The sequence below is a fragment of the Pelagibacterium sediminicola genome (assembly GCF_003390885.1).
GTDB lineage: Bacteria > Pseudomonadota > Alphaproteobacteria > Rhizobiales > Devosiaceae > Pelagibacterium > Pelagibacterium sediminicola.
This window is the reverse complement of record NZ_QMEL01000002.1, coordinates 1-13572: the sequence shown is the minus strand read 5'-3', so window position 1 is coordinate 13572 and position 13572 is coordinate 1. Positions and strand designations below refer to the sequence as shown.

5 protein-coding genes are annotated in these 13572 nt (G+C 60.5%); 1 reads left to right on the top strand and 4 read right to left on the bottom strand.

The window, feature by feature from the left end; all coding sequences use genetic code 11:
• Positions 1-48: 48 nt before the first annotated feature.
• Complete coding sequence (locus tag DQG18_RS16455) at positions 49-8862, bottom strand: peroxidase family protein (RefSeq protein WP_281270379.1); 8814 nt, start codon at positions 8860-8862, stop codon at positions 49-51.
• A gap of 151 nt (positions 8863-9013) precedes the next feature.
• Between DQG18_RS16455 and DQG18_RS03205 the strand changes: the two genes are divergently transcribed.
• A complete protein-coding gene (locus DQG18_RS03205; protein ID WP_157969979.1) occupies positions 9014-10438 on the top strand; it encodes a sensor histidine kinase in 1425 nt (474 codons plus the stop codon).
• Positions 10439-10459: 21 nt separating this feature from the next.
• Here the strand turns inward: DQG18_RS03205 and DQG18_RS03200 are convergent, their stop codons facing one another.
• The 3 genes from DQG18_RS03200 to DQG18_RS03190 all read right to left on the bottom strand — a co-directional run bounded on the left by DQG18_RS03200 (position 10460) and on the right by DQG18_RS03190 (position 13343).
• The gene (locus DQG18_RS03200; RefSeq protein ID WP_116653349.1) at positions 10460-11110 is read right to left on the bottom strand and encodes a response regulator; all 651 of its coding nucleotides are present in this window, start codon (positions 11108-11110) and stop codon (positions 10460-10462) included.
• A 253-nt stretch (positions 11111-11363) separates the two neighbouring features.
• A complete protein-coding gene (locus tag DQG18_RS03195; protein ID WP_116652815.1) occupies positions 11364-12158 on the bottom strand; it encodes a CPBP family intramembrane glutamic endopeptidase in 795 nt (264 codons plus the stop codon).
• Positions 12159-12569: 411 nt separating this feature from the next.
• Complete coding sequence (locus DQG18_RS03190) at positions 12570-13343, bottom strand: CPBP family intramembrane glutamic endopeptidase (protein WP_245958355.1); 774 nt, start codon at positions 13341-13343, stop codon at positions 12570-12572.
• Between the last annotated feature and the right edge of the window lie 229 nt (positions 13344-13572).

Sequence of the window (13572 nt, the reverse complement as noted above, 5' to 3'; positions counted from 1 at the left end):
CCACGCGATCACGGTTGCCTGGCCGGACAATCCGGCCAGGCACCTTGTTCAGAGATTGAAGTCGTTGCTGCCGAGCGTGTGATTACCGGCGATCTCGATACGGAAATCGGGTTCGTCCCCTCCGCTCGTATTGCCCGTCACCACGGTGAAGTCGCCGTCCTCCCGGCTTTCGTGCGACACAGCGACCTGACCGGGCGCATTGGCCTGCCCTGAAACCAGCGTGAAGCTCTGGACTCCGGAAGCGCCGGTGTTGGCGTCGATCCCTGAAAGATCGATCTTGTCGCCGGTTTCAAAGCCGACGATGGTGTCGCCGTCTGCCGCAGCCCTTGAGGTGAAGACAAAGACGTCGTTGCCATCGCCACCGTCGATGATGTTGACGGCGTTGCTGGCGATGATGGTGTCGTTCCCCGACCCCGTGGTGACGTTTTCGATGCCATAGAGCATATCGGTTCCCGATTGGGCGCCCGTTACGCTGCCGCGCCCGCCGATGCCGGTCCCCAGATCGACCTCAACGGCCTGATTGAGAGCACCCAGATCGAGCGTATCGATACCGGCCCCGCCATCGTAGGAATCGTCGCCATCGTCACGGCGGCCGATGAACATGTCATCTCCCTCTCCGCCGAACACGGTATCGTCGCCGCTCCCGCCATCCAGCAGATCGTTCCCGGCACCGCCGGAAAGCCAGTCGTTGCCGTCTTCCCCGTAAAGCACATCGTCGTCTGCGCCGCCGAAGAGTTCGTCGTCACCGTCCCCGGCAAAGACGATATCCCGGCCCGCACCCGCATCGACGAGATCATCGCCTTCACCCGCCCGGATCACGTCCGCGCCAGCGCCCGAAATGATGTAGTCGGTGCCTGCCATCCCAAGAATGAGATCGGCTGCTGACGTGCCAAGCAGTACATCGTCATCCGCCGTTCCGGTTATCGGACCCGACACCGATGGCGCAACGTCGATATCGTCATCATCGTCGTCATCGTCATCGTCCTGATCATCATCATTCTGATTATCGTCGTCGTCATCGTCATGATGATCGTCCCATCCATCAGGCTGTTGGCCGTCGGTGTCGGGCGTTTCGTCGTCTTCATCATCGGGCTGCTGCGTCGTAAACTGCGGCAGTCCATCCGTGGCCCAGAAGGTCACGGTGTGATCCTCCGAGGTGATCGAGGTCGAACCGTCCCCGTGTTCCACGGCGATATAGTCCGCGATGGTCTTGCCGGTCGCGAGGACAATCACGTCCTGGGGCCGCAGGGCGCCGATGATGATGTCGTTGCCGCCAGCCCCACGGAAGACGATGCGGTGGTTGGACAACAGCGACGAGATGTTCACCGTGTCGTTTCCCTTCGATCCGATCACCGTGATCGTGTCGGGCCGCAAGCTGGTGGACACATCGAAGCTGCCATACATCTCAACGGTATCTCCGCCGAAATCGCCGCTTGCGCTCACACCGCCGCCATTGACGACGATCTCCTCGATCTCGGTGAGCTCGGCGATGATGGTTTCTTCTTCGCCTTCCACCTGTCGGGTAACGACGATCTCGCTTTCGTCGCTGCCTGCAAAGCCGATCCGGGCTACCGCCTCGTCATAGGTATAGATGCGGTACGTCTCGGCCGTAGCATCGCCAATGATCTGGAACAGGTCGCCATTGATGCCCTCTCCGCCGCCGTTGATGGTGTCGGTGCCGTCACCCGGCCGCCAGATGAAGGTATCGTCGTCCATCTGAAGCGGGACGGTGTCGTCGTCTCCGTCGCCCAGATCGTACCCGTTGAGCGTGTCGTCGCCGGGACCGCCTATGATGATATCGTCCCCGTTGCTGCCGACAATGGTTTCGCCTGCCTCGGTGCCCAGGATCAGCGAGGGCCCGGTCGGCGTTGCGGCGGGATCGGTGACGATGGCGAGAGCCTGGCCGCCGCCGAACTTCACTTGCTCGATATTGATCAGCCTATCGACATCGCCGCTCGCCAGATGAGTAACGGTCATGTTGCCATTGCTCAGCATATCCACCGCATAGTCGCCGGCAGCGCCCGCAAAGACTGCGGTATCGGTACCGTTGCCGCCATTGATGATATCGCTGCCTTCGCCACCCTCGAGCATGTCGTCGCCGGAGTGTCCAAGCAGGCGATCGTCCCCGGCATTGCCGATCAGCGTGTCGTTGCCATTGCCGCCGCCCAGACGGTTGTTGCCGGCATTGCCGATCAGTACGTTGTCGAGGCCGTTGCCGGTACCATCGATATCGGCGGTGCCGAGCAGGGTCAGATTCTCGACATCGCCCTCGATATAATCGACGCGGGCCGGGTGAAGGTCGCGCGTGACCGTGGAAAGGATCGTGTCGATCCCTGATCCGCCGGTTTCGTCGACAACATCGCCCTCCTCGGTGACGACATAGACGTCATCGCCGTCGCCGCCCCGCATGACATCGTCGCCATTGCCGCCGATCAGGATGTCGTCGCCGCCATTGCTGGTCAGCACGTCATTGCCATCAAAGCCCAGCATGAGGTCAGCTTCAGCGCCACCCTGCGCGGGGTTGGGGTTATTGTTGTTGTTGGCACGCACGAAGTTGTAGATGCGTCCCTCGATATCGGCCCGCTCGATATTCTGAATCCGGTCCTTGCCGCCAGCGTCGCTTGCGATGAAGAACGCCCCGCCTTCCAGCGTGAATTGATGGTCTGTGACGGGGCCGGCCAGAACCACCGTATCCGTCCCGCCGGCGCCGCGCAGATAATTGTCCGCTTCATTGCCGGTCAGGCGGTTGTCGAGACCGTTACCGATACCCTCGAAGGCGGTTCCGACCAGTTCGAGATTTTCGATATTCGCATCGAGTTGGTAGCTCGCCAGTGCGGACTGCACCGTATCATTGCCGCCATCGGCGGCCTCGACAGGTTCGTCCCCGACATTGTCGACCACGTATGTGTCGTCGCCCAGACCGCCGGTCATGGTATCGGCGCCGGTGCCGCCGTCGATGACATTGTCGCCATCGCTGCCGATCAACGTATCGTCGTGATCGGAACCGATCAGGTTCTCGATCGAGATCAGGCGGTCGACGCCGGCCCCGATCGTGTCCTGCTCCTCGAAACTGGTGAGCCCCGCAAGCGAGACGGTCACGGCACTGGGGGCCGAGGCAAAGCTCGCCGTATCGACACCCGCGCCACCATCGAGCCGGTCGTCGCCCGCTCCACCTTCGAGCAGATCGTCGCCTTCCTCGCCCCAGAGCTGGTCGTTGCCCTCGCCGCCGGTCAACGTGTCACCGCCGAATCCGCCGCGTAGGGTATCGTTGCCCTCGCGACCGTCGAAGAGGTTGTCGCGGATGTTGCCCAAGAGCGTGTCGTCGCCCGAACCGGACGTGACATTTTCGATGCCGCGCGTGAACGAGAAGCCGGTCGCCGCGCCCGAGAGCAGGTTGACCGAGACCGCTTCCGCCGTGTCATAGACCAGCGTATCGTTGCCGCCGGCCAGGTCGGCCTCGAGTTTTTCGACCGATGTGAGGCTGGCGCCATTGGCCTGGCTGACCACGCCTCCGCTCATTGTGACCTGCAGGGTATCGTCGATGTCCGGACCGCTGGTTTTCTGGACCACGCGCAGCGTGTCCTCGCCCGCGCCGCCATCGATGGCGTCGTTGCCGTCCTCGGTGGCGTAAACGATCGTGTCGTTGCCGGTGCCGGCCGCAATCGTGTCGTTCCCTGTCCCGCCGGTGATGATATCGTCTCCGCCATCGCCGTTGAGCGTGTCGTTGCCGCCGCCGCCCTTGAGGACGTCACCGCCATCGCCGCCCGAAATGGAGTTGTCACCATCGCCGGCCTCGACCCAATCGGCGCCAACCGTCGTGCCGCCTTCGGCGTCGCCGCCCTGGGCCATGCTGACTACGGCCTGGTCGGTCACGATATGGTTGCCGACCACCTCGGTCACTTCGGAAATGACCGTATGGGTGTTAAGCGAGTCGTCCTGATAGACGACGACCATGCGCAAATGGCGCTCGACAACTTCAGGGCCGGGCACGAAGGTGCGCTGGTTGCCCCCCGCTTCCGCCGGAACATCTACCCAGCCGTCCACGCCATTGGCCGAGGACTGCCATTGATAAGTGAGTAGAAATTCCTCGAATGCATCGGTCATGCCGTCGGGGTCGGTGAAGGCCACCGTCGCGGTGAGCGGCTGGCCTTCGGTCGGCGACATGTCGCTGATCGGAAGCGGGCCCACCGGCTCGTCATTCACGCCCAGGACCGGGTCGGTCGGCTGGGAAGAGACGATCTCGGTCACTCCGGCCGCATCGACATAGGTGCCGAGCACGCGGATACGCAGGCCCTCATGCTCGTCGCTGGGCGTAAACGTGTTGCCCGAGGTTCCGGGGATATTGATATAGTCGCCCGTGCCGTCATTGCGTTCGATCTGCCAACGATAGGTGATGGCATTTTCGGCGACCTTGCCGTCAGGATTGTTGAGATCGCCGATATTGGCGGCATGAACCGTCAGGGTCTGATCTTCCTGCGCCGGCAAGCCGGTGATCACCAGTCGTCCGGTCGGATCGAAATTTCCCGTCTGACGGATGGTGTACATGCTGTCGGCGAACTGAATGCGTTCGATCCCGATCAGAGTGTCGGTGCCCTCGTCGACCTGCGGGTCGATATCCTCGCTCTCGCGGCGGGCGACATAGGTGCGGTCGCCCACATGGGTGATTTCGTACCAGTCGCGGTTGCCGGCGAATATGGCCGTATCGGTGTCGTCGCTGACATCCTCGGCGTAAAGAATCTCGCGAACGATGGTGAGTTGCCTGGGCTTTACTGTCCCATCGAGCAGGAAGCTCGCCAATTGCTTGGTCTGGCCGTCGATGGTGACCATCTGCTTGAGGCTGTCGACGGTGAACGCTTCGGTCTCGGTGACGTTGCCCCCGGTGTCGAGCTCGCGCACGCTGATCCTGACGTTGAGCCAGGCGTCGCCGTGAATGAAGTCATTGGCGCCGCGCCCTTCAAAGGTGTCGTTGCCGTCGCCACCGAGCAGGATATTGCCCTCGGCCCAGGCCACGATGCTTTCCAGATCGACATCGGGATCGGTGGGAGCCGCCGCAACGGCATCGCCGAGCAGTTCGCGCAACCCATGGATGCGGTTGATGCCGGCCTGGGTCAGCCCGTGGTTTTCGAGACTGAACTCGACCTCGATCTCCTCGGTGCTCCCACGGTCGTCGCCGCGCAGCACGTCGTTGTGGATCCAGCCAGACAGGCCTTCCGTCTGGTCGAACCGATCGCGCAGGATGTCGTCGGCAACGGTCGTGAAGATCGGGATGCGCATGTCCGAATCCGCGGCGACCGGGCTGCCCTTGTGGATCGCCCAGTCGAAGCCGAACATGCCTTCGTTGCGCATGACGCTCTCGCCCTGAACCATGATGTCGTCGCCCGATTCAGCGTCGAAATCGTTCTCGTTCTCACCGGCGAACATGACGTCGTGGCCGAGAATGGTCGAGTTGAAGAACAGTTCGGAATTGTCGCCATTGAGAACGTCGAACCCGTCGCCGCCCTCTATCCAGTCGTCGCCCTCATTGCCGAGAATGAAATCGTGGTCGAGGCCGCCGAGAATGAAGTCGTTGCCTTCGCCGGCGAAGACTTCGGTCGCATCGACCCCCACGATGATCACGTCCTGACCGTCGCCGCCCATGACGACGTCCAGTCCGTTGGAATTGGCGATGACGTCGTCGCCGCCTTCGCCCTTGATGAAGTCGCCGGTATCGCCCGCATCGGTGATGATATCGTCGCCGTCGCCGCCGATGATCAGGTCGACGCCATGGCCGCCCTCTATCCGGTCGTTGCCGCTGCCGCCCCAGATCGCGTCATCGCCATCGCCGCCGATGATCGTATCGTCCTGATCGGTGCCGCCCATTACGGCATGTTCACCGCCGGTAAAGCGCAGATAGTTGGTTTCCACCGCAGCGGTGGAGGGATCGTCGCGTTGCACTTTGGCGCGGATGGCTTCCAGAACCGGGTCGTCGCCTTGTGGATCGAGCGCGATCTGCCGGCTTTCGTCCACTTCGAGGACGAGATCGTGCTTTGCGAACGAATCCACCCCGATATGGTGGGTGATGACATCGTCCTCGGTCCCCCTTATGCCGTCCGGTCCGGGCTGGGAGAGGTCGGTATTGGCCATGATAAGCTTGGAAAACGCGTTGTTTTCCAGCTCGTTGAGCAGATTGAGGCCCTGGGTGCGCGAGAGGTAATAGAACCGGTCGCCTTCCTGCAGGTTCTCCATCTGCAACTCGAACACGGCGTTGAAGGTCGAACCCAGCATGCCGCCGAATGGCATGATTTTTTCGGCAAGGCCGCCGATCCATAAATCGATGAGGTTGAGGCCGGTTTCTATCGCTGCCCACAGGCCGGTGCCATTGAGGAAATCGAACCGGTCGTCCGGCGCGCCGGTTCCGCCCAGCACCAGAGCCGTCGCCGCATCCCGCTTCTCGACGAGCGTATCGGCGTCGACGATGGACGTATGGGTGCCGTAGGCGGCTATGAAGTTGATGATCGAGGCCGGGGTCTTGAGATTAGCGCCGAAGTCGGCCCAGCTTTCATAGGGCTTGAGCCAGCTCGAATTGGACGCCGCGTGAAGTTGCGCCCGGGCCTCGTTGAGAGAGGGCACACCGGCGTCGCGGCCACGCGCGATATTGATCGCCGGCAGGTCGAGCGGAAGGCCCAGCAGGTTGTTGCGCAGCGAATCCACGACGAATTCGTCGATCTCGTTGCCGTGCACATAGCTCATGCCGCGCATGATCGCGCCGGCTGCCTGTTCGGCTGAAATCGATTGGTCGCGGTCAAACAGGATCGGATTGAGGAAAGCATCGATCAGGCCCACATCGACGCCCCAGTCGGCGATATCAACGGCGATTTCGTTTCCTTCGGCATCATAGGCCACCGGCTGGCCCGCCGCGTTGAGCGGCAGGAGCGTGAGGTGATCCGTGAGCATGGAATGGCCGAAGCGATAGACGGTATGGGCGAACTCGGCAAAGATCGCCGGGTTGACGTCGGTGATCGTATTGAACACGAACAGATCGATCAGGGGCTGCACCTTGCGCCCGAACTCTTCAAAGACCAGGTGCTGATACTGCATCTCCGTGGCAAACCGTGCCGTCTGGAACAGGCGCTCGCCGTCCCATTGCAGCGCATTTTCATCGAACCCCGCCGCTACGGGCGTCAAAAGCCATTCGTTGAGAAAAGCGATGTCCTCAGCCTTGCCGCTGCTGGCAATCTCGAGGATGTGGGCCTTGTTGGCCTCGACCTGGCGATTGTGCTCCGAATGGAAAACGTGATGAACCGCCGTAAGACCGATATTTTCATTGCCGCGGCCGTCGCCGGTGATGAAATGGCGGTCGAGGAGTTCGTTGTCATAATAAAGGTTTGCGCCGGTATTGGGGTCGAACGGAACCGGATTGCCGTAGGCGTCCGTGCCCGTATCGGGATCGGCGGCAAGGACCGATGGCGTTGCCGGATCGAAGAATGGCGCTGCCGTATGGGCGATATCGTCCAGAAACTGATGCGAGGTGCGCACCGGGCCGAGGCCGCCATTGAGCTCGGCCAGGACCACTTCGTTGCCCGTGGTGCCGTCCCAGCTCACGGCAATGTCGTCATCGGTGTTGGGAACGAGGTCGGGGCCGATATTTACGATGACCTGCGGAAAGCCGTTTTCGCCCCTGATAAACTCGCCATAGGGATCGGTGAGCAGCAACGGCACGCCCAGCACGTCGATATCGCTCATGATGATCCCGAGCTTTTCGGCGGCTTGAGCCTTGACGTCCGCCCAGGTTGCCAGCCCGCCATTGGAGCCATCGAGCAGATGCCCGGTCGCCAGCGGAACCTCCCGGCCATGGGCTTCGCTGAACACCATTTCATATTCGCGCAGGAAGACCTGGTGCGAGGGATGCGAGGTATAGGTCTGGTTCTGGTCGACAAAAGGCGTTGTCTTGTTCTGTGCCTCGGCGGTGTCGTCGGCGGTTCCCAGTATCCCGTCTTCGCCCGGCCCCATGGTCGGAGTGAGTCGCGTCAGGGCCATGAAGGCCATATGAGGCGGCACCTCGTCCCCGCTGTCCGCTATCCCGTCGGGGCCGTGCGTGCGCAAGGGGTCGTCGGCGGCGAGTGGAACGAAGATCGTGCCGTTATTGCCCTTGTGGATCAGGTCGAGCCCATGGTCGAAGAATTGCCCGAAAAAGGTCATCCAGCCGTTGAACGGCGCTGACAACCCCTCATCGGGTGCGACGTTGGGCAGGAGGACGCTATGGCCGTCCATCTCGATTCCGTAGGTATCGAGAAGAGTCTGGTCGAGCGCGGCTTTGGCCGCACTCACCGCCGGATCGTCGCTGTCGAGCCCCTGGATCGCGGCCATGTAGGCCTGATAATGCGCGCGCACCTCGATGACGCCGTTTGCGAGGTCCTCATACCCGGCGTGTTGGAGGGCGGCCGTGATCGCAGCCGGATTGCGCAGGGTCTGGTCCGAGATCAGATTGGAGATGATGCGCGGGTCGGCATCGGCCACATTGCCCGTATGGCCACCATTGCCGCCGGGTGCGAACGGGTTGGTTTCCGCCCCCACCACGCCGTAATCGGTATTGGTCACGGGTTGAGGCGCCCCCATTTCGACCGGCCCCATGTCCTGGGTATCGCCATCCCCGTCATTGAGATAGTTCGGGTTCAGCATGCGGGGCATTACCTGATCGGCAGCGCCCCAGAGCTCGCGTCCCTCGATAAGGTTGTTGTAGCTCCCGTCGACAGTGCGCAGGCCGTAAGGCAGATGAGGCTGTGCAATCAGTTGAACGAGCGGCGTACCTGCCACATGTGCTTCTGCGATCCTGATCTGGTCCAGGATGAACTCGAGATCGTGACGGTTGAGTTTGACAGCCATTTTACCCTCCCCGGAACAGCGCCGTAACCATCCCCCGCCATCAACAAAAACGGGGGACATGTACTTGACAGTGTTGATCGGAAGACTGCTTGTCCGTAAGGTCACAAGGTCCAACGACTTTTAAGACCTTGGCCCCATGCAAGGCCCGACCATGGTCCAATCCCGAACCAGACTAAGGTCTGATGATGGCGGCCCCGGTTTCTGGTCACGCCTCAGTTTCTCCAGCCAGTTCCTGATTGCGGCTGGAGTTGTTCTTTTCGTCGCGATGGCCGTCCTGGGGACGTGGGTAAACGACCAGATCAAGCACAACGTTCTGGTGACCTCCGGTGCGCAGGGCGCCAATTTCATGAACGGGTTTCTTGAACCTCTCGTCCAGGACATCAACCCCGACGGGACCCTTCCCCTTGCGCGCCAGCAACAGCTCGACGCCCTCTTTGTGGGGACCGCTTTGGGTGACACCGTGGTTTCGATCAAGATCTGGACGGTCGATGGAACGGATGCCACGGTCATTTATTCAACGACCAGCGAACTGATCGGTCAGCATTTCGTCTCCACCGATGTCGCGCGCGCCGCTGCGGGCGAAGTGGTGGCCGAATATGAGGACATGGTCAGTCAGGAAAGCGCTTATGAGCAAACGCTCGATATGGCGGTTATCGAGGTCTATGCCCCACTTTACAGCTTCCAGACCGGCGAAGTGGTCGCCATTGGTGAGATCTATGAAAATGCCGACGCCCTCGCCGCCGAACTCCGCACGAGCCAGATGTCGAGCTGGCTTGTCGTCTGCCTGACCACGATCTTCATGCTGGCGGTGCTCTACGCCATCGTCAGACGCGGTAGCCGCACCATCGCCCGGCAACGGTCGGACCTCCAGCGGCACGTCGCCGAGGCGCGGGAGATGGCGCGTCAGAATACCGTCCTGCGCATCGCCGCCGACAGGGCCCGGCTCGATGCGAGCGAAGCCAATGAGCAATTGCTTGCCCGCATCGGCTCGGACATCCACGATGGTCCCATCCAGTTACTGAGCCTTTTCATGCTCAAATTCACCGATATGGGCGATAGCCGAGGCCAGTCCACCGAAACGCGCAAGCCCCTTGAAGGCATCCTCAATTCCGCCCTGGCGGAACTGCGTGCCATTTCCTCGGGCCTGTCCTTGCCCGAAATCGAAGAACTCACACCCAGGCAGGCCCTGAAACTGGCTGTTTTCCGCCACGAGGACATCGCGGGCACCAGGATCGAAACCGATTTTGGCGATCTTCCCGATACCCTGACGCACGCAACCAAGATTTGCGCGTATCGCGTTGTGCAGGAGGGGCTGTCCAATGCCACCAAGCACGCCCCGGGCGCTCACCAGCGCGTTGTAGCGAAAGTCGTCGATCAATGGCTCACGATCGATGTAAGCGACGACGGCCCGGGGGTGCGCCCTCAGGAAAATGCGCTGGGCGGGCACGGAAGGCTTGGATTGGCGGGCATGCGCAACAGGGTGGGCGCCTTGCAGGGTACGCTTGAAGTGCAATCGGCGCCGGGCACGGGAACCCGGCTAAGGGTCGCGCTGCCGCTCGAAGTCGGTGACCGATGATTTCGACCCTTTGGCAAACCTTCAGTTCAGATGGTCGGCCTTCTGGGCGGCAATTACCACTTCCAGCCGATTGCGGGCTTTGAGCTTGGCCATCAGCCCCGTCATATAATGCTTGACGGTCTTTTCGCTGAGCGACAGCGTCGTGGCGATTTCCCGGTTGGTGCGGGCGTGCATCAGTTGCGCCACGATCTGCTTTTCACGCACGCTGAGCCTGACCGCGTCCCTGACCTCTTCGGCACGCCTGCGCTTCTGCAATCCGCTCAGGACCTGCGTCGCATACTGGCGGGTTACGAACATCTCTCCGCCCATCACGGTAACGACAGCCTCGAACAGCTCATCACATGTGCTGCCCTTGAGAATGAATCCCATCGCTCCCGCATCGAGTGCGCGAAGCGCCGAATCCACGCTGGAAAATGCTGTAAAGACAACAACCCGCGTCGAAGGGAAGTCATGCGCGACCTCCGTGATCGCCGCAAACACGTCGCCGGGCATGGAAAGGTCGAGGAACAGTATTTCGGGGGATTTTTCGTGCATCAATGCCATCGCATCGACAGCGGTGCCTCCAAGTCCCACGACCTCGAAATCAGGGTGCTGCGCGAAAAGATCCGCTACCCCGCGCAAGAGGATGGGGTGGTCGTCGACAAATGCTATAGTTGTTGGGTACGCGCCCATTTTGGCCCCAAACATCCCAGCCGAGAGTCGAGCATCATACTTCATCTTTTTCCGCTGCGTAAAGAATATAAATAATAGGTTAACTTTACTGACCAGTATATGCACAAACGTCACGGCGCCCGATCCACGGTCCATCCGAGCTTCGGGAGATAGATGTCCTTGAAGATTCTCCGAAGTTGTCAATCCGCTTCGCGGTCAAGGTGTCGCATTTGCGTGTGAAACACCGCCTGCCGAGTTGCCTCGGTATTGAAGCTCAACCAGCAGATGGTCCAGAAGCGTTCGGCTCGGCAGCGGTATCGTTGCGAACTTTGCGCAACAGGATCAGCCCGCACAGGAAATTGGGCACGCCCATTGCGATTGGCAGTAACAGCGTGCCGATCCCCAACGACTCAAGGGCCGAAGGGTTTGCTTCGGCGCCGCTGTTCGCGTTGGACGTGACCAACAGGAAAAGCGCGCAGTCCCAGACGGCATGATAGCCTATCGCGGGCCAGATCGATCCCGTGCGAATGACGATGGCCACAAAAAGCACTCCGCTCATTGCTGCTGGAATCGATTGCAGTACCGCTCCGGAAAGGTTTCCAGTCGCAAATACGTTGAGTATGTGCACTGCTCCGAACAGGAGCGAACTGACGATGATTGCTGTCCAGATACGATAGTTCGACAAAAGGGCGCGAAAGAGCACCCCGCGAAACATGACCTCTTCCGAAACGCCGACCATCAGGGTGTTTAGAACAATGAAGCCGATCATGTGGGCTGGCGGCAGGCCAGTGACCAGAAGCAACGTCGTTATGAGCAGCAACCAGAAAATGGGGAACCACAGCGTACGAAACAGAGCGTGCGGTGCATTGAAACCGAGGTCAGTCCATCGGTTGCCGATGATGAAGATAATCAACAGTACAATGGCAGCCAAGAACTGCCAGGCAATGCCGTTCTTCACCATTTCATCCAGGGGCGCCTGTTTTCCATCCGACAGAACAGTCGCGCCCAAAAGCGTGACTGCGATCCAGAGCGCATATAGGGCGAAGCTGACTGCCAGTCGCGCATTCATTTGCGATGTTCCCGTTCGGCTCTATTTGCCTGGCGATTGCGGCGGGTTCCGTCCGGACCTCAGGGAGAAAAGCGGGAATGGGGCAGGTGTCGGCCAAAACCGCCAAAGTCATTCCGAGACTCGTTCCCGCAAACCAGCGCGATCCAACCCCAGCCGCCCCGGCATGCCGTTTCCATCAGAACCTGAAACGATTTAGTGCCAGTATGTAATTCGCATTGACAACTCCCTCGGGGCTTTTGAAGAAGGCCGAGGTGACGTCTTTGACGCATTGCGACAAGGAAAGTACGCCGTGCCCGGCCGGAAATGCTTTGTGAACGAAGCGTTGTAGATCGGTAGCCATGCGACTGCCTCGACTGTTTGGTGGCAAGTGTTTTGGGGCCGGTCACGGAGGTCGGCACGGCGCAGTGCCCCTTATCCGTCTGCTGAACCCGCAATATTCACGGCAAAGAACAGCCAGTCGTTCAGAATGTGAGCACCGGTGGAGACCCAGATATTCTTGGTCACGATGTAAGGGACCAGCAGCACCAGGCGCACCGGACCGATGCCGCCGAGGCTCTGGATGATGTTGTAGCCGTAGGTCGGCAGATGCATTGCCGCAAACAGGACCCCTGTAAGGAGCATTGCAAGCAAAATAGAAGCAACCCGGCCGATCCCCCTGGACGTAAAGAACGTCAGGAGTGCCAGAAACGGCAATATGGAAACGAGTTCCTCACCGAAGAGCTGTGGTATTGCACGCACAAATAGCAGGATTTGATCAAGTGTACTGGCCGAACCAGCGGCCGCAACGACAGCGTTGCTGGTCGTCTCCATTAGGTTGACCATCAGGTAGCCAATGATGAGCGTCACCAATAGGTTCAACAGGGCGAAGAAGACCATCCAGGCAAAGTCGATGCCCCGCAAGTGCCTGAAGAGTGCTGTCCATCCCTTGGGGGCAACAATGATCAGCGCGATAAGCGGCACCAGGAAAAGCAATGCGCCCCGCACGACCGCCAACATGCCGCCGCCGCGCAGCATGGGGGGCGGCAGGATGAGCAGGTAGAGGCCAACACAGATTGCCACCATAAGCAGGAGCCATTGGCCGAGACTGAGCGCCACTGGCCGTCCGCGATAGAACGGGAAGTCATCCGGTCTCCGCTCCAGTAGGGGAATCCGCTGGAAATCTGCAGCTTCGGCGGTCGCCATCATTGGTTGTTTCCCCATATGCACTTGTGGACCGCAGGGTGCACCGACCGTCAACCTGCTCGCAAAGTAGGTCCGAGCACCGGCATATGCCGTGGCACACCCATCATACCAACGGCTGTCATGATTGACCGATATGCGCCCAGTCGCGCATTCCTATAGAGGTGATGGTTTGGGGCTGGTCGATGAGGTTGTTCCAGGCTTGGCAGGCAGCGTCGATGATGGCGTCGTAGGT